A 17876-nucleotide genomic window follows, 5' to 3' on the forward strand; every position below is an offset into this window, starting at 1 on the left:
CTCTTGACAGGTCAAAGGTGAGTCACGACTCTGCACAACAGACCGCTGACCGAGGAGCCGGCTGATGCTGACGATGCAAGGCGTGTCCAAGAGCTTCCTGGGGGTGCGTGTGCTCCATGACGTGGAGCTCGACCTCGAACGGGGCGAAGTCCATGCCCTGGTGGGCGAGAACGGCGCCGGCAAGTCCACCCTGATGAAAATCCTCGCCGGGGAGCACATCCCCGACGCCGGCACCATCACGATCGACGGCACCGCGCACACCTTCACCCACCCCGCGCGGGCGCAGGCCGCCGGAATCGGCATCATCCACCAGGAGTTCGCGCTCCTTCCCCACCGCACCGTCGCCGAGAACGTCTTCCTCGGCCGTGAACCGGTCCGCCGCGGACTCGTGGATCGCACGGCCATGGAACGCCGTACGGGTGAACTCCTCGCCGAGATCGACGAAACCGGCATCACCCCGCGCACTCTCGTCCGGGAACTGTCCGTGGCGCGTCAGCAGACCGTCGAGATCGCCAAGGCGCTCGCCTCCGACGTCCGTGTTCTCGTCATGGACGAACCCACCGCGCCCCTCGCGGACCATGAGAGCGAACTCCTGGCGGCGCTCGTGCGCAGGCTCGCCGCGCGCGGCCTCGGGATTCTCTATATCTCACACCGCCTGCCGGAGGTCTTCGACCTCTCGCGACGCATCACCGTCCTGAAGGACGGCCGCCGTGTCACCACACTGCGCACCGCCGAGACCAACGCCGACGAGGTGGTACGGGCCATGGTCGGGCGGGAGCTGACCGCCTATTACCCGCCGCGGGCCCGTCCGGAGGAGATCGGGGCGGAGCGGCTCACGGTCACCGGCGGTGGCAATGAGCGTATTCATGACATGAACCTGACATTGCACGCGGGAGAGGTCGTCGGCATCGCCGGCCTCCAGGGATCGGGACGTACGTCACTGGCCCGCGCCCTGTTCGGCGCGGACCCCTTCACCACGGGCGACATGACCGTCGGCGGCAGAGCGCTGCGCCCCCGCCGCCCGCGCCAGGCCATCCGCGCCGGCATCGCGCTGGTCACCGAGGACCGCAAGGCGGAAGGTCTCGCGCTGCACCAGTCGGTGCGTGACAACGCGCTGCTCGTCACCCGGGCCGCCGCCCCGCGCGGCGGGCCACCGACGGGCAGGGAGATCACGGCCCTCCTGGAACGCGTGCGTCTCCAGGCGCGTGGTGAGGACCAGCAGGCGCTGTATCTCTCGGGCGGCAACCAGCAGAAGGTCGTCATCGCCAAGTGGCTCGCGGCCAGGCCCCAGGTGCTCCTGTTCGACGAGCCGACCCGTGGCGTCGATGTCGGCGCCAAGGCCGCCATCCACACGCTCGTACGTGAACTCGCCCGCGAAGGACTCGCCGTACTGATCATCTCCTCGGAACTCCCCGAGCTGATCGGCATGAGCGACCGGCTCCTCGTGATGTCCGAGGGCCGTCTCGTGGGCGAACTGCCCGCCGGCGCGGAGGAGGAGAGCATCATGCGGCTCGCCACCGGCGGGCGTCGGGCCGGACGGGAGGAGGCCGCGTGACCGCGACCGAACGCGGACCGCTCGCCGCGCCCCGGGCCGGTGTCCGGCCGCGCGGGATCCGGCTCGGCGATCCCGTCGTCGGTGTCTGGCTCGCGGCACTGGCCGTCACCCTCCTCGGCTGGATCGTCGTCGCCGCCCGCGGCGGGGATTTCCTCACCACCACCAACGTGGTCGCGATCCTCCAGAACAGCGTCGCGCTCGGCCTCGTCGCCGTCGGCCAGTCCGTTGTCATCCTCACCGGCTCACTGGATCTGTCGGTGGCCTATCTCATCAGCCTCGGCACACTCGTCGCCGCCGAGACCATGGCGAGCGGCGGCGTGGTGACGGCCGTGATCGCCGTCCTCGCGCTGTCGGCCGCGGTCGGGCTCGCCAACGGACTCATCGTCACGGGCCTGAAGGTCAACGCGTTCATCGCGACACTGGGCACGGCGTTCATCCTGCGCGGCTGGATCGAGGACAACTACACCGGCCCCGCGGGCAAGGTACCGGCCTCCTTCCAGCACCTCGGCTACGACCGCGTCGGTCCCGTCCCCGTCTCGGTGTTCCTGCTCGCGGCGGTGGCCGCCGCGGTGTGGTTCCTCACCCGCCGTACCCGCCTGGGCCATCACATGTACGCGACCGGGGGCGACGAGCACGCCGCCAGGCTCTCGGGCGTCCGCACCCGCCGTACCGTCGTCGTCGCGCACGTCATCTGCTCCCTGTGCGTCGGCGCGGCGGCGCTGTTCCTCGCGGCGCGGCTCGGCGCGGGAGCGCCCTGGGCGGGTACGGAGGCCCGCTACGACCTGGAGTCGATCGCCGCGGTGGTCCTCGGCGGCACCGCGCTGGCCGGCGGGCGCGGCGGGGTGGCGGGGACCCTCGGCGGCGTTCTCGTGCTCGCCGTTCTCGACAGTGTCTTCAACCAGCTGGCCGTCGACCCGTTCTTCAAGAACGTGGTCCGCGGTGTCGTCATCATCGCGGCCGTCGCCGTCTACGCCAGGCCCCGCCGTGCCGCGAAGGGAAGGCCGACCGCATGACCACGGCAACCGTCACCCACCACGGCAAGCGCGTCCTACGGGCACTGGGCACCGGTACCCCCGTCTATGTGCTCCTCGCCGTGCTGCTCGCCGCGCTGGCCCTCACCGATCCGGGCTTCTACGAACCCGACCGCTTCCTCTCCTTCGTCAAACGCGCCGCGCCTCTCGTGATCCTCGCCGCCGGCCAGTATCTGGTCATCGTCTGCGGCGAGTTCGACCTCTCCGTGGGGGCGATCGTCACCGCGGGTGTCGTGGTCGCCGCCGAGCTGTACGGCTCGTTCCCCGGCGCCTCCTGGCCGCTCGTGACCGCCTTGCTGCTCATCGCCGGCGGGGTGGCCGGGCTCGTCAGCGGGCTGATCACCACGGCCCTGCGTGTGCCGTCGTTCATCACCACCCTCGGCATGATGCTGATCCTCGAAGGCGCGGTGTTCTTCTGGACCGGCGGCTCCCCCCAGGGTGCCCTGCCCGCCGCCTTCCGTCAGCTCGGGCGCGGCGCCGCGTTCGGCTGGCTGCCCTGGGCGGTGATCGTCTGCCTCGTCGTCGGCGCCGCCGCCGTGCTGCTGATGCGCGCGGACTTCGGCCGTACGCTCGTCGCCACCGGCGACAGCGAACGCGCCGCGGCCCTCGCCGGGGTACGCATCGCCCGCGCCCGGATCATCGCCTTCGTCCTCTCCGGGGCCGCCGCGGCCATCGCCGCCGTCCTGGTCGGCGGCTTCTCGGGGGTCTCCGCCCAGGCGGGCAGGGGCTATGAGTTCGAGGCCATCACGGCCGTGGTCCTCGGCGGTGTGGTGCTCGGCGGCGGGCGTGGCTCCGTCGTCGCCGCCATGGCCGGCGCCTTCTCGCTCCAGGCGCTGTTCACCCTGCTCAACCTCCAGGGCGTCTCCGGCGCGCTGGAGTCCACCGTTCAAGGATGCATCGTCATCGCCGCCGTCGGCCTGGGAGCCGCCGACTGGTCCCGGCTGCGACGCCGGCGTACGAACCCCTCGGGAGGACAAGCCTTATGACAGCGATCCGCCCCCTGCGCAGAAGTGCGCTCCGCGACCGCGCCCTCGCCTCGGCCGCCGCCCTGCTCGTGACAGGTCTCCTCGCCTCCTGTACGAGCGACACGCCACCGGACTCACCGGCCGCCCCCGGCGGCGCCTCCGCCTCGGCGGACGACTCCGGCAGCGGAAAGCAGTCGGAGTTCTTCGAACAGGCCGATTACGAGCGTCAGTTGTCCCTCGCGAAGGAACAGCCGCAGGGCCCGGCGGGCAAGCCGTGGGAACAGATGCTCAGCCCCGAACTCATCGACACCGCGCGATACAAGAAGCAGCCGGCGGGCGATATCCACCTCTGCTTCTCCAACGCCGGAGTCTTCAACCCCTGGCGCCAGGTCGGCCTGAAGAACATGACGGCGGAGGTCGGACTGCACAAGGAGATAACCGAGTTCACCGTCCTCGACGCACAGGGCAAGGACGACAAACAGATCTCCGACATCCAGGAGCTGACCGGCAAGGGCTGCGACGCCCTGATCGTCTCCCCGAACACTACCGCCACGCTCACGCCCGCCGTCGAGCAGGCCTGCGCCAAGGTGCCGGTCATCGTCTTCGACCGCGGCGTGGAGACGGACTGCGCGGTCACGTTCATCAATCCGGTCGGGGGATACGGATACGGGGCGGTCGCCGCCGACTTCCTCGTCGGGAAGGTCAAGCCCAAGGGCAAGATCCTCGCCCTGCGCATCTCGCCCGGTGTGGATGTGCTTGAGACCCGCTGGTCGGCCGCGAAGGTCGCCTTCGACAAGAGCGAACTCGACGTCGTGGACGTGAAGTTCACCGATGGCGACCCGGCCAAGACCAAGGCCGTCGTCACCGACGCGCTGACCCGGCACGGCTCCATCGACGGCGTGTGGATGGACTCCGGCGCGACGGCCGTCGCCGCGGTGGAGGCGTTCGAGGACGCCGGTCAGGACGTACCGCCCATCACCGGTGAGGACCAGCAGGACTTCCTCCAGGCGTGGAAGGAGAAGAAGCTCACCGCGATCGCCCCGACGTACCCGACCTTCCAGTGGCGTACCCCGGTCATCGCCGCGCTGAGGATCCTTCAGGGGCAGCGGGTCCCCAAGGAGTGGAAGCTCCCGCAGCCCTCCATCACGGAGGACAACCTCGACGCGTACCTCAAGCCGGGCATGCCCCCGCTGCACTACGCGATGTGCGGCTGCGCCGATCTGCCCGGGTTCCCCGAGGACTGGGGAGGCAAGGGATGACGCGGTTCCCGCTCGGCGCCAACCCGTGGATCTGGCACTCCCCCGTCGGGGACGGCGCCCTGGCGGAGGTCCTTCCGAGGCTGGCCGGCTGGGGTTTCGACTGCGTCGAGCTGCCGCTTGAAGGGGCGGGGGACTGGGAGCCGGCGGCCACCGCCAAGCTGCTGGACACCACCGGGCTCGCCCCGGCGGCCGTGATCGCCGTCATGCCGCCCGACCGGAATCTCGTACGGACCGAACCGGGCACCGTACGGGCCACCCAGGACTATCTGCTGCGCTGCGTCGACGCGGCCCGCGCGGTGGCGGCCCCCGTCGTGGCGGGCCCGGTGTATACGGCCGTCGGCCGTACCTGGCGTATGTCCCCCGCCGAACGTTGCGCCGCCTACGCGGAGTTCAGGGAGAACATCGCGCCCGTGACCGACCACGCGCACGCCGCGGGGGTACGGATCGGGGTCGAACCGCTCAACCGGTACGAGACCGGTCTGCTCAACACCGTCGGCCAGACCCTCACCGCCCTGGACGGTCTCGACACCTCGGTCATCGGGATCGCCCTCGACACGTACCACCAGAACATCGAGGAGCGCACACTGCCCGGCGCCGTCCACGAGGCCGGCTCCCGTATCGTCCACGTCCAGGTGTGTGCCAACGACCGCGGTACGCCCGGTGCCGACCATCTCGACTGGGCCGGGTTTCTCACCGCGCTGGACAGGAGCGGCTACCGGGGCGCCCTGTGCATCGAGTCGTTCACCGCGCACAACGACGCGATCGCCGTCGCCGCGTCCGTGTGGCGCCCCCTCGCCCCCACTCAGGACGGGATCGCCACCGACGGCCTCGCCTTCCTCCGCCAGGCGCTCAGCACCCCTTGATCGGTACCGCACCCGCACACCGAACTCCCCCAGAGAGGACCGGTTATGAGCCGTCATACTCGCGGTATAAGAAGGGCGGTCGTCGCCGCGGCGAGCACGTTACTGCTCGGGTTGGCCGCGATTCCCGCCACCGCCGACACCGCCGCGACCAACGAGGAACCCGCCTTCCGTGCCCTGCTCTTCACCCGCGCCGTGGGGTACGTCCACGGCTCCATCCCCGCCGGCATCAAGATGTTCGAGGAGGAGGCGGCCGAGAACAACTTCGAGATCGTCCAGAGTGCCGACCCGGCCGTCTTCGACGACGAGAGGCTGAAGGACTTCGACGCCGTCGTCATGCTGCAGAACTCCGGCATGGTGTGGGACACCGACGCGCAGCGCGCCGCGATGGAGAAGTACGTACAGAGCGGCAAGGGCGTCGTCGCCATTCACAACACGCTCGACATGGGCGTCGAGGAACAGTTCCCGTGGTGGGACGAGACCATCAACGGCGGCGTCCATATGCCGGCCCACTCACCCGGTGTGCTCCAGGGAACCGCCAAGGTCGCCGACCGCGTCCACCCCTCCACCAAGGGCCTGCCCGAGCGCTGGGAGCGCCCGGAGGAGTGGTACAACTTCGACCGCAACCCCCGCGGCGACGTGCACGTCCTGGTCACCGCGGACGAGACGACGTACGACCCGGGCGGCTCCGCGATGGGCGCGGACCACCCCATCTCCTGGTGTCGCGGCACTCAGGGCGGCAAGGTCTGGGCCACCGCGATGGGGCACGACACCCCGGCCTACAGCGAAGCGGCCTTCCGTGACCATGTCATCGGCGGACTGAAGTGGGCGGCGGGCACCGAGGCGGGCGACTGCGGCGGCACCGTCTGGAGCGGCTACGAGAAGGTCACCCTCGACGACAACACCGCCGACCCGATGGAGCTCGACGTCGCCAAGGACGGCCGTGTCTTCTACGTCCAGCGCAACGGCGAGGTGAAGATCTTCGACCCCACGGCCCACTCCACCGTCACGGCGGGCAAGCTCGACGTCTACACCGGCGGCGAGGACGGTCTGATCGGCATGGAACTCGATCCGGACTTCGGCAAGAACGGCTGGATCTACCTGTACCACTCCCCCGCCGGAGCCACGAACGACATCAACCGTCTCTCCCGCTTCACCATCAAGGGCAACACACTCGACCCGGCCAGCGAGAAGAAGCTCCTCGATGTTCCCGCCTACCGGGACCGCACCTTCCCCGAGCCCGGACACACCGGCGGCGCCGTGGAGTTCGGCCCGGACGGCTCGCTCTATCTCGGTGTCGGCGACGACGTACCGCCCAACCTCGACCCCGACTGGCAGGGGTACGCGCCGATCGACTGGCGTCCGGGCAAGGAGATGCTCGACGCCGCGCGTACCGCGGGCAACACCAACGACCTGCGCGGCAAGATCCTGCGCATCAAGCCCACCAAGAGCGGCGGCTACACCATCCCCAAGGGCAATCTCTTCAAGCCCGGCACCAAGAAGACCCGCCCCGAGATCTACGCGATGGGCTTCCGCAACCCGTTCCGCTTCACCGTCGACCAGAAGACCGGCTATGTCCATGTGTCCGACTACGGCCCGGACCGCGGGGCCCCCACCACCGAGCGAGGGCCGGAGGGCCTGGTCGAGTACAACGTCATCAAGAAGCCGGGCAACTTCGGCTGGCCGTTCTGCCACGGCAACAACCAGGCGTACGCCCCGTACAACCCGGACACCAAGGAAGTCGGCGCCAAGTTCGACTGCGCGAACCCGGCGAACCCCTCGCCCAACAACACCGGGCTGACCGAACTGCCGGACCTGACACAGCCGGAGATCTGGTACGGCTACGGCGCCTCCGAGGAGTTCCCAGAGGTGGGTGAGGGCGGCTCCGCCCCGATGAGCGGCCCGGTCTACCGCTACGACAGCGAGAACCCCTCCACGACGAAGTTCCCCGCCTACTTCGACGGAGCCGGCTTCTTCTACGAGTGGGCGCGCAACTACGTCAAGGAGATCCGGTTCGACAAGGACGCGAAGCTCCTCAAGATCAACGACTTCCTGTCCTCGGCGAAGTTCAACAAGCCGATGGACATGACCTTCGGCCCCGACGGCTCGCTGTACGTCCTCGAATGGGGCAGCTCCTTCGGCGGCGGCAACAACGACTCTGGCCTGTACCGCATCGACTACGCCCAGGGACAGCGCATCCCGGTCGCCAAGGCGTCGGCCTCTGTCACGAACGGGCCCCTGCCGCTCGACGTCGCCTTCTCCAGCGAGGGCAGTACGGACCCGGACGGCGACGCGCTGACCTACGCGTGGGACTTCGACGGAAACGGCACATACGACTCCACCGAGGCGTCCCCCACCCACACGTACACCACCGCGGGGGACTTCACCGCCCAGCTCAAGGTCACCGACTCCACCGGTAAGTCGGGCTATGCCAACATCCCCATCACCGCGGGCAACACCGCGCCGAAGGTGACCATCGACTTCCCGGTCAGCGGCAAACTCATCACGTTCGGCGACAAGATCCCCTACAAGGTCACGGTCACCGATCCGGAGGACGGGCCGGTCGACTGCTCCAAGGTCACCGTCAACCCGGCCCTCGGCCATGACGACCACGAGCACCCGACCACCGACATCCCGGGCTGCGAGGGCACCGTGGACACCGGTGACCTGGGCGGCCACCCCGAAGGCGCGGACCTCACCTACGTACTCAACGCCAAGTACACCGACAAGGGGGCCCCGGGAACCTCCGCGCTCACCGGCTACGGCCGCGCCGTCCTCCAGCCGAAGCACAAGCAGGCCGAGTACCACGACGCGCAGTCCGGCACCCGCGTGGTCTCCCAGGCCGGCGCCGAGAACGGCAAGCGCGTCGGGGACATCAGCGACGGCGACTGGATCGCCTTCGACCCGATGAGCGTCGAAGGGATCAGCGGCGTCAGCTACGCGCTGTCGTCCCCGTACGGCGTCGGCGCGATCGAACTCCGGGCGGACGCTCCCGACGGGAAGCTCCTCGCCACCACCCCCGTCCCCAACACCGGTGGCTGGGACACCTACCGGTCCACCCCGGCCGTCCCGGTCGAGGCGCTTACCGGCACCCACAGGCTGTATCTGGTCTTCACCTCCCCGCAGAACAACGCGTTCGACGTGGACGCGGTGGAGTTCATCAGCCCGTAACCCCGGGCAGTGGTACGGCGATCCCCGCGCGCCCGGTGAGTCCACCGGGCGCGCGGCGCGCTTCCCGCGCTTGTGGGGGCGGTCAGTTCGAGTGCGCGGAGGCGGACGGGCTGAGCGGGCCCTTCTTGCCGCGGAGGACGGCGTATCCGACGCCGATGCCGACCGCGACGGGCCATTCGAGGACGCCCACCACGCCCATGGCGCCCAGACCCAGGTAGAGCGGCAGCCCGCCCTTGGCCGGCAGCACCTCGCGGGCCACCGCTACGGGGACCATCGCCGCTTTGACCGCGTCGTCGGTGACCCGGTTGAAGGAGGGGACAGTGACGGTGAAGGTGTGCCGGCCGTCGCTCTTCGAGCTCTTGGCGCCCTTCGTGGTCGTCGCCTTCTTCACGGTCTTGGGGCTCGCTCCGCCCCCGCGGCTCCGCTGTGACGCGGGGGCCGGCCCGCCGGCCGACCCAGCGGCCCGCTTCGCCTTGGCGGTGGCGCGCGACGCCTTCGTGGTCCCCGTGCGCTTCCCCGTCGCAGTGGGCGTGGTCACCATTCTCACATCCGCACTTGGGTAGAAATAGCGGCATTCGCACCTTCTGGGGGAGAGCCTACCCGCACGGTCGGGGAGCCTGCGAGCCGAGCCGGAGCCGGATGGCTCGCCCAGCGCGCGAGCGGACATCGGCGGGGTCACGATGGGTCGGGTTCGAGCCGAAAAGGTTCGCCGAAAAGGTTTGCCGCCGGGAGATTGGTGCCGATGCCGTCGCTGTCAGAGGTCCAGCTGCCGGACGTACGCCTGCCCGGCGTGAGCCTGCCGCGAGTGCGCCTGCCGGAGCCTCCCTCGCTGGGAACGGTGGCCGGTGCCGTGGCGGGAGGAGTGACCGCCTGCGCACGCGGTACGGCGAACGCCGCCGCCGTTCTGATCGGCCTCGACCAGCGGGATGTGTGGGCGGGCGAGGACCGCAGCCATATCGAGGTACGGGGAGTGCAGGGGCCGCGGGGGATGTGGGTGGCCCGCGCTGTCGAACAGGCGCTGGAAGGACACCCGGGCGTGCTGTGGGCTCGGGTGAACGCGCCGTCCGAGCGGGTGGTGGTGGCGCTGGCCTCACCACCACCGCCTCAGCACGAGCTGATCCGGCTCATCGCGGACGCCGAGGAGCACGGGGCCGCGGCGACCGACGAGCCGGGCGAGCTCGACGAGTGGACCCCCGAGCCCCACCACCCGTCCGAGGGAGCGCGCCGACGGCAGTCCCTCCCGGCTCTGGCCGCCGACGCCACGGGTCTGCTGCTCACCGCCGTGACCAGCCTGTCGCCGTGGACGCCGCTGCCGGCCGAGGTCGGCGCGCTGGCCGCGGCCGTACAGCAGCACCCGCGGCTGCGGAAGTGGACCACGAAGGGACTGACCGGTCAGGAGCAGGCGGAGTCGCTGGTGCCCGTGCTCAGCGCACTGGCCCAGGGCATGGCCACCCGCGGTGAGGGACTTGTACTGGATGTGGCCCAGCGGGTGGCGCAGTGGCGGGAGGCCAACGCGTACCGCAAGGCATGGGCGGAGGCCGAGGAGCGCCTGGTGCGCGGTCCCGGTCACGCGACGGCCGAGCCGATCGTGGTGGAACGGCCGGGCCCCGCGCGCCAGGACGTCACTTCCCGTTACGCGGAGCGGGCCATGGGGCTGGGTGTGCTGGCCGGTGGCGTGGCCCTGCCGTACGCCGGTGCGCGACGTGCTCTGGCGGTCGCGCTGTCCGCCGTGCCGAGGGCGCCGGGGGCCGGCCGGGAGGGGTTCGCGACCAGCCTCGGCAGGTTCCTGGCGCTGCGCGGCGTCGTGGCCATGGACCGCGGCGCACTGCGCCGGCTCGGACAGGTCGATACGGTGATCCTGGACGAGGAGGCGCTGCACAGCGGCGGGCACGAGCTGACCGATGCGGCGCTGCTCGCCGACGCGGAGCCCGAGCGGGTCGCCGACCGCCTCTTCGCGCTGTTCGACCCGGCGGCCCCCCGGCGCGTACACAGCGACGACGGCTGGGTGCTCGGCCCGTTGGAGGAGCTGGAACTCACCGAGCGCACCGGACGGGGCGCCGCGCGGCGGCTGAAGAAGCAGGGCAGCGAGTACGTACTCGGCCTGGCCGAGGGGCACCGGTTGCGTGCCGTGGCGGGGGTGGCCGCACAGACACTGCCGGGCGCGCAGGCACTGGCGGCGGCGGCCCGCCGTGCCGGAATCCGCGTGGTACTGGCCGGCGACCGGGCGGACTCCGCGCTGGGCTTCGTCGACGCCAGGGTGCCCGGGGGCGGTCGCCTGGTGGCGTCCGTACGGGGGTTGCAGGCCGACGGCGCGGTGGTGCTCCTGGTGTCGGGCAACCGGCGGGCCCTGGGCGCCTCCGACTGCGGGCTCGGGGTGTATCGCGAAGAGGATCCGCCGGCCTGGGGCGCCCACTTGCTGCTCGGTTCCGATCTGGAGTCGGCGGCACTGATCCTGACCGCGGTGGGAACGGCCCGGCAGGTCGACCGGGACAGCGGCGTGCTGGCCGCGGGGGGCAGCGGGATCGGCGCGGTCGCGGCCCTGCACGCCCCTCCCGCGCACGCCTGCGCCCGGGGCCAGGCCGCGAGCAACTCCGCGGGCGCGATCGCCTTCGGCCTCGGTGTGTGGCGCGCCCGGCAGTTGCTGTCCCGCCCGGTCACTCCGGCCGCGTCGACCGTCCCCTGGCACCTGATGCCCTCGGAGGTGGTGCTGGACAGGCTCGGCACGACCGCCGAGGGCCTGACGTCGGCGGAGGCAGCCGCCCGGGGCAAGGGCTCGCCGGGTGCGGGTGAGCCGTTGCGCGTCAGCCTCCCGTCGGCGTTCATCGAAGAGCTGGCCAACCCGCTGACGCCCGTGCTCGCGGCCGGGACGGCGCTGGCCGCCGCGGTGGGATCGCGTACGGACGCGGCGCTCGTGGCCGCGGTCACCGCGACCTCCGCCTTGGTGGGCGGCGTCCAGCGAGTGCGGACCGAGCGAGCCCTGGCCGGGCTGACCGCGCGCTCCGCGATCGGCACGCGGGTGCGACGGGCGGGCGCCGAGCGGCTGGTCACGGCCGAAGACCTGGTGCCCGGCGACGTCATCGCGCTGCGGCCGGAGGACGTGGTTCCCGCCGACTGCCGGCTGCTGACGGTGGAAGGTCTCGAAATGGACGAGTCCTCGCTGACCGGAGAGTCCCTGCCCGTCGCCAAGGACCCCATGCCCGCGGTGGCCTCGCAGATCACCGAGCGGACCTCGATGCTCTACGAGGGCACCACCGTCTCCGCGGGCCGGGCCACCGCGGTCGTCGTGGCCACCGGCGCGGCCACAGAGGTCGGGCGCAGCATCGCCACCGCCCGGCAGGCGGCCCCGGTGACCGGGGTCGAGGTGCGCCTGACGTCGCTGACGAAGGCCAGCCTGCCGGTCGCGATCGGCTCCGCCGCCGCGGTGGCCGGGGCCGGCCTGCTGCACGGCCATCGCCTGGCCGACGGCCTCGCGTCGGCCGTCAACCTGGCCATCGCCTCCGTACCCGAGGGGCTGCCGTTCCTGGTCAACGCGGCACAACTGGCCGCCGCCAGGCGCCTGGCCGACCATGGGGCGCTGGTGCGCAACCCCCGTACCATCGAAGCTCTCGGCCGCGCCGACGTGCTGTGCTTCGACAAGACCGGCACGCTCACGGAGGGAAACCTTCAGCTCTCCGCCGTCAGCGACGGCGAGCGGTCGCTGCCCGTCGACCGGCTGTCCGTCCCGCACAAGGAGATTCTCGCCGCCGCGCTGCGCGCCACCCCGCCCGCCCGGCAGGCCGAGCCCATGGCCCACCAGACCGACCGGGCGGTGGCGGCGGGCGCTCACAGGGCGCGCGTGTCCGTCAACCGCGGCGCCACCCGTTGGCGGCGCACCGACACCCTGCCGTTCGATCCGTCCCGTGCCTACCACGCCACGGCGGGACGTACGCCGCGCGGCCCGCTGCTGAGCGTGAAGGGCGCACCGGAGAACATTCTGAAGCGTTGCCGCTTCCTGCGTGTGGACGGTCGGCCGACCCCGCTCGACGGGGCCGCGCGCAAGAAACTCGAAGCCGGCGTCAGGGAGTTGGCGAGTGAGGGCCGTCGTGTGCTCGCCGTGGCCGAACGGAAGCTGCGGGCGGACGAGGATCTTTCCGACGACGCCGTGAACGACCTCGTATTCCTCGGCTTCATCATTCTGGCCGACCAAGTGCGCTCCGGAGCGGCCCCGGCCACCGCCCGGTTGCGCCAGGCCGGAGTACAGACGGTGATGCTCACCGGCGACCACCCCGCCACCGCCGAGGCCATCGCGGCCCATGTCATCGGCGCGGAAGCGCTGACCGTCTGTACGGGGCCCGAACTGGACGAGCTCGACGACGGCCAACTCGACGCTCTGCTACCGACGGTGGACGTCATCGCACGGTGCGGCCCGCACCACAAGGTCCGTATCGTCCAGGCCTACCAACGCCTCGGCAAGGTCGTGGCGATGACCGGCGACGGCGCCAACGACGCGCCGGCCATCCGGCTCGCCGACGTCGGTATCGCGCTCGGACAGCGTGGCACCCCGGCCGCCACGGCCGCGGCCGACCTGGTCATCAGCGACGACCGGCTGGAGACCATCGTCACCGCCCTGACCGAGGGCCGCGCCATGTGGACCTCGGTCAGAACCGCGCTCGCCATCCTCATCGGAGGCAACCTCGGCGAAATCGCCTTCAGTGTCCTGGCCTCGGCCTTCACCGGCACCGCGCCGCTGAGTGCCCGCCAGATCATGCTCGTCAACCTGCTCACCGACCTCGCTCCCGCGCTCGCCATCGCCGTACGCCGGCCCAGCGAGGACACCGGGGAACAGTTGCTCAGGGAGGGCCCCCAGCATTCGCTGGGGGCCGCGCTCAGCCAGGAGATGGCGCTGCGCGGCATCACCACCTCCCTGGGCGCGGGCCTCGCCTGGGGCACCGCCCGTGTCACCGGCACCAGGGCCCGCGCGAGCACGGTCGGCCTCGCCGCCGTGGTGGGCACCCAGCTCGCCCAGACCCTCAGCAGCGGTGGTGTGGACCGCAACGTGCTCGCCGCGGCACTCGGCTCGGCGGCCGTGCTGGTGGGCATCATCCAGACCCCGGGCGTCAGCCAGTTCTTCGGCTGTACGCCGCTCGGTCCGATCGCGTGGGGCATCACCCTCGCGTCGATCATCACGGCCACACTCCTGCACACCACCCTGCCCCCGCTGGCCCAACTCCTCGCGAAGAGAGGCTGGTTGTCCGCGACGACCGGGGAACAACCACAGGACACGGCCGCCCCGGCATCTCCCAGACCACTCGAAGCCGTGCTGGCACCGCTGGAGCAGTTCCTCCGCTCCGTTCGGCTCGTCGACAGCCCGCTGCCCGCCACAAGCGGATGACACCTTGCCCCCGGCCGAGGGGGCCGGCGTTCGAGCCGACCACCAGGTGATCATTTCGCTCACGCAGACCCAGGAGAGCACGCACACTGGACCCGTGACTGAAATCAACGTCGACCTCGTACGTGCCCTGATCTCCGAACAGTTCCCGGAATGGAGTGACCTGCCGGTCGAGTCCGTGGCCCGCCAGGGCTGGGACAACCGGACCTTCAGGCTCGGCGACCACCTGACCGTTCGCCTGCCCAGCGCCGAAGGCTATGTGGCCGGCGTCGAGAAGGAAGACCGCTTCCTGCCCGTCCTGAGCAAGCATCTGCCACTCCCCGTCCCGATACCGGTCGCGACCGGTCGCCCGGGGGCGGGCTACCCCTTCCCGTGGTCGGTACGCCACTGGCTGCCCGGGGACACCGTCGAGCACGCCGAGAACATCGATCGGACGCTGTTCGCGCGCGATCTGGGGAGCTTCCTGACCGCGCTCGTCAAGGTTCCTACGCAGCGAGGGGCGGCGAGCGGTCGCCATTCCGCCTTCCGAGGCTGCCACCCGAGCGTCTACGGCGACGAGGTCGAGTTCGCTCTCGACAAGCTCAAGGACGTCGTCGATGTCGCCGCCTGCCAGGCCGTCTGGGCGAGCGCGCTGACCTCGGCGTGGCCGTTCCCACCGACGTGGTTCCACGGTGACATCGCCGTTGGCAACCTGCTCGCCACCGACGGGAAACTGTCCGCCGTCATCGACTTCGGCACGTGCGGCGTCGGCGACCCCGCCTGCGATCTCGTCATGGCCTGGACGTATTTCGCCGGTGACGAACGGAGGGCCTTCCGGGAGGCCGTCGACCTTCCCGATGACACGTGGCGACGAGCACGAGGGTGGGCGCTGTGGAAGGCGCTGGTCACCATGGCCGGTCTCTCCAGCCCCGATCCCGAGGGCTTCCAGACCCGTGCCCTCGTCCAGGTACTCGACGACTCAGTGATCGATTGACCTCGTGCCGCGGGCGGGGCGTACACCCCGCCCGCGGCACCCCCACCAGGTCGCACCGGGCGATGCGGGCGGTTGTGGTCCGGGGCGTCCTCAGCCGCTCGGCTTCTCCCAGACCGAGACGTGCTGAACGCTGTCCTCGGTGAAGGGCTGCCTCGTCCAGCCCTCCCACCGCTCGCGCAGGCGAAGTCCGGCGAGTTGCGCCATCAGGTCGAGTTCGGCCGGCCACACATACCGGAAGGGAACCACCCGGTGCTCACCACGGCCGTCGGCGACATCGATGTAGTGGCAGGTCATGGTCTGGGTGGTGACGTCGTAGTCGGAGTAGGCCCACTGGGTTGAGGTGGCTTGGAACGGAACGATGTTCTGTCCGGCGGGGATCTTCCGCAGTTCGGGAACCGTGACCTCGATGACGAAACACCCCCCGGGTGCGAGGTGATTCGCAGCGTTGCGGAAGCAGGCGACCTGCGCCTCCTGACTGGTCAGGTTCGTGATGGTGTTGTAGACCAAATAGGCGAGGGAGAAGGCGCCGTCCGTCTCCGTATCCACCGTGGCGGTGGCGAAGTCACCGATCGTCACACCCATCGCATCGCCCCCGGGCTTGGCACGCATACGCTGCACCATCGCCCGGGACAGATCGATGCCGTGGACCGCGACGCCGCGCGCCGCGAGCGGCAACGCGACGCGCCCGGTCCCGATGCCGAACTCAAGTACCCGGCCGCCGTTGGCCAGTTCCACCAGGACGTCCACGGTCGACTCGACAGCACCGGTCTGGAATCTGGGACTTGAGGACTGGTCGTACTTGGCTGCTACACGCTCTCCAAAGTAACCGTCTTCATTGATCACCGGCGGACCGTACCGCAGCAGCGGCGGCACTGTAAATCATTGGACTCCTCCAAGGATCGGGCGATGCCGGAACGCCGTACGAGCGGGATCCGGTGTCCGGGCACAACAGCGGGGAGCGGTGAGATCGGAGGCGGCCCAGGAGCAGGACAGCCTTTGCGATGTGCTGGAGCGCTCGGGCAAATGGTGGGGGCCGCGCCGTCATCCGGTCCGCGCCTTCAGCGTTCCCAAGGCGTTGCCATCCCATGACCTCGTCACTTACGCTTTGGATCGATCTAACGCCTGGGGATGGGGGGCCCTCTGTTGAGCAGCGTTACCGTCAGTAACCACGATGTCGGCAACCCGTTAGTCCAGTCCTGGAGTGCCCCGCCGCGGCCGGCCGCGAATCCGGCCGCCGAGCCGAACGCGCCTTCCGGTGTCACCGGCCGGGAGGATGGGCCAGGTAGTCGGCGAGGACGCGCCAGATTTCGGCGGCGAGATCCATGTTGGCGCCCTCATGAGCCGTCTGCGCCAGCGTGCGCAGCCCGGATGTGCCCTCCTCGTACCGACCCTCTTGGATCAGCAGCCGATGCTGTAGCACCTCCAACCTGGTCTGGTCGCGGAAGGACAGTCGCACCCCGGTGTCGACCGCTTCGTCGCACAGAGCACGCGCCTCTTCCGCACGTCCCTGATGGAAAGCCAGGTGAGCGCGGAGAACCAGGAATTCGCAATGATGCTGCGCAGTGCCGACCAACGCCACCGCCTGCTCGGCTTCCTCCAGCCAGGCGACCGCGGCCTCGGTCTGCGGCGGCACCAACTGCAGGTTCAAAGACGCCGCGGCCAGACGCAGACGCATCCACGACTGAAGATCATCGTGACTGTCGAGGCGTCGAAGTGCCTCCCCCAGAAGCTGCTGCGCCGCGTTGTAATCTCCCTGGCGCACTCTGACAGTGGCCGCCGTCCACAACGCCTGCACCGGCAACGTACCTCTCGCGTTGTCAACGAGTGCACCCAGTTCGTCGGCGTGCACCCGGGCGTCGGAGAGGTGACCCGTCTCAGCCTCCGCGGACACCAGCACGAGGAGGGCGGCAGCGGTGTCCGCGACGGGCAGACCGCCGGCCTTGGCAATGCCGTACGCCTCCGCGGCCAGCACGCACGCCTGCTCCATATCCCCGAGTGTCCGCTTGCAGCGAGCGAACCGGGTACGGGCGCGGACCTGCAGTTCGGGGCTGCGGAGCCGATCGCCGAGCTCGGTGATCTCCTGGAGGAAGACGCTCTCCGCCTCGTGCTCACCCAGTTGCTGCTTGGCTTCGGCGAGTATCCACCGAGCCTGCCAGCGCAGCGCCGGGTCCTCGTCACCGTCCGCCACGACAAGCCGCTCCAGGACCGGCACCGCGTCCCGCACCTCCCCGGATGCCGCCTGGGCGACGGCCTGGGCCAGCGACGGCACGGCGGGTTCCTCGAACTCGGCCGGCGAGACACCCAACCGCTCGGCGAGATAGGCGACAGCCTGTCGCGTAGGAGGTCGCGTCCCGGATTCGAGGCGCGACAGGTAGCCGGTTGACATGCCGTCCGCGGCAAGGGCGCGTTGTGACTGTCCTCGCGCCGTTCTCAGCGCCTTGAGCCTCTGACCGAAGGCTGGCTGCTGCAGTGTTTTCATACATCCGAACGTTGCCAGAGATGGGCAACCCTGAGCAAACCGCGCTGGAGCGGGAGCTCCATTCCGGCGAGCAGGCCTCCCCTGCCGGTCGGCCGGCCCAACGGCAGGCACCCGGCCTGCCCGGTGGCAACTGCCTGACGGTAGTCAACCTTGCCACAAGAGTTGCCAACGCGTTGACAGATCATCAGTGCACCCAGCATGCTGTTGGAAACATG

General features: G+C 70.4%; 11 protein-coding genes. 8 read left to right on the forward strand and 3 right to left on the reverse strand.

Annotation, left to right across the window (positions count from 1 at the left end):
• Nucleotides 1-64 precede the first annotated feature (64 nt).
• The 6 genes from ACFRMN_RS06530 to ACFRMN_RS06555 are packed head-to-tail and all read left to right on the forward strand — an operon-like array spanning nt 65 to nt 8841.
• Nucleotides 65-1555 (forward strand): sugar ABC transporter ATP-binding protein, encoded by a 1491-nt coding sequence (locus tag ACFRMN_RS06530; protein WP_383014201.1) that lies wholly within the window; start codon nt 65-67, stop codon nt 1553-1555.
• Nucleotides 1552-2568 carry an ABC transporter permease gene (locus ACFRMN_RS06535; protein ID WP_383014205.1) on the forward strand — a complete coding sequence of 339 codons (1017 nt, stop codon included), beginning with the start codon at nt 1552-1554 and terminating at the stop codon, nt 2566-2568. The genes ACFRMN_RS06530 and ACFRMN_RS06535 overlap by 4 nt, the downstream gene beginning before the upstream one ends.
• A complete protein-coding gene (locus tag ACFRMN_RS06540; RefSeq protein WP_383014208.1) occupies nt 2565-3572 on the forward strand; it encodes an ABC transporter permease in 1008 nt (335 codons plus the stop codon). The genes ACFRMN_RS06535 and ACFRMN_RS06540 overlap by 4 nt, the downstream gene beginning before the upstream one ends.
• Nucleotides 3569-4810, forward strand: coding sequence for an ABC transporter substrate-binding protein (locus tag ACFRMN_RS06545; RefSeq protein WP_383014211.1), 1242 nt, complete (start codon nt 3569-3571; stop codon nt 4808-4810). Before ACFRMN_RS06540 ends, ACFRMN_RS06545 begins: the two co-directional genes overlap by 4 nt.
• A complete protein-coding gene (locus tag ACFRMN_RS06550; protein WP_383014214.1) occupies nt 4807-5673 on the forward strand; it encodes a sugar phosphate isomerase/epimerase family protein in 867 nt (288 codons plus the stop codon). Before ACFRMN_RS06545 ends, ACFRMN_RS06550 begins: the two co-directional genes overlap by 4 nt.
• Before the next feature lie 45 nt (nt 5674-5718).
• Entirely contained in the window at nt 5719-8841 is a 3123-nt protein-coding gene (locus tag ACFRMN_RS06555) for a ThuA domain-containing protein (RefSeq protein ID WP_383014217.1), read from the forward strand.
• A gap of 82 nt (nt 8842-8923) precedes the next feature.
• Here ACFRMN_RS06555 and ACFRMN_RS06560 read toward each other — a convergent pair whose 3' ends face one another.
• Complete coding sequence (locus ACFRMN_RS06560; RefSeq protein WP_383014220.1) at nt 8924-9379, reverse strand: hypothetical protein; 456 nt, start codon at nt 9377-9379, stop codon at nt 8924-8926.
• A 204-nt stretch (nt 9380-9583) separates the two neighbouring features.
• Here ACFRMN_RS06560 and ACFRMN_RS06565 point away from each other — a divergent pair, with 204 nt between their 5' ends.
• Nucleotides 9584-14212 carry an HAD-IC family P-type ATPase gene (locus ACFRMN_RS06565; RefSeq protein WP_383014223.1) on the forward strand — a complete coding sequence of 1543 codons (4629 nt, stop codon included), beginning with the start codon at nt 9584-9586 and terminating at the stop codon, nt 14210-14212.
• Between the two features lie 94 nt (nt 14213-14306).
• On the forward strand, nt 14307-15182 hold the full coding sequence (locus tag ACFRMN_RS06570; RefSeq protein WP_383014226.1) for an aminoglycoside phosphotransferase family protein: 876 nt from the start codon (nt 14307-14309) through the stop codon (nt 15180-15182).
• Between the two features lie 90 nt (nt 15183-15272).
• Here the strand turns inward: ACFRMN_RS06570 and ACFRMN_RS06575 are convergent, their stop codons facing one another.
• Complete coding sequence (locus ACFRMN_RS06575; protein ID WP_383014548.1) at nt 15273-16025, reverse strand: class I SAM-dependent DNA methyltransferase; 753 nt, start codon at nt 16023-16025, stop codon at nt 15273-15275.
• A gap of 415 nt (nt 16026-16440) precedes the next feature.
• Entirely contained in the window at nt 16441-17661 is a 1221-nt protein-coding gene (locus ACFRMN_RS06580; protein WP_383014229.1) for a helix-turn-helix domain-containing protein, read from the reverse strand.
• Nucleotides 17662-17876 lie beyond the last annotated feature (215 nt).

It is taken from the genome of Streptomyces sp. NPDC056835 (genome assembly GCF_042789485.1).
Lineage (GTDB): Bacteria > Actinomycetota > Actinomycetes > Streptomycetales > Streptomycetaceae > Streptomyces.

Bases quoted from the DNA above. Each gene is read 5' to 3' on its own strand.
- ACFRMN_RS06530 (WP_383014201.1), top strand. From the start codon at position 65: ATGCTGACGATGCAAGGCGTGTCCAAGAGCTTCCTGGGGGTGCGTGTG.
- ACFRMN_RS06580 (WP_383014229.1), bottom strand. From the start codon at position 17,661: ATGAAAACACTGCAGCAGCCAGCCTTCGGTCAGAGGCTCAAGGCGCTG.
- ACFRMN_RS06540 (WP_383014208.1), top strand. From the start codon at position 2,565: ATGACCACGGCAACCGTCACCCACCACGGCAAGCGCGTCCTACGGGCA.
- ACFRMN_RS06565 (WP_383014223.1), top strand. From the start codon at position 9,584: ATGCCGTCGCTGTCAGAGGTCCAGCTGCCGGACGTACGCCTGCCCGGC.
- ACFRMN_RS06555 (WP_383014217.1), top strand. From the start codon at position 5,719: ATGAGCCGTCATACTCGCGGTATAAGAAGGGCGGTCGTCGCCGCGGCG.
- ACFRMN_RS06550 (WP_383014214.1), top strand. From the start codon at position 4,807: ATGACGCGGTTCCCGCTCGGCGCCAACCCGTGGATCTGGCACTCCCCC.
- ACFRMN_RS06545 (WP_383014211.1), top strand. From the start codon at position 3,569: ATGACAGCGATCCGCCCCCTGCGCAGAAGTGCGCTCCGCGACCGCGCC.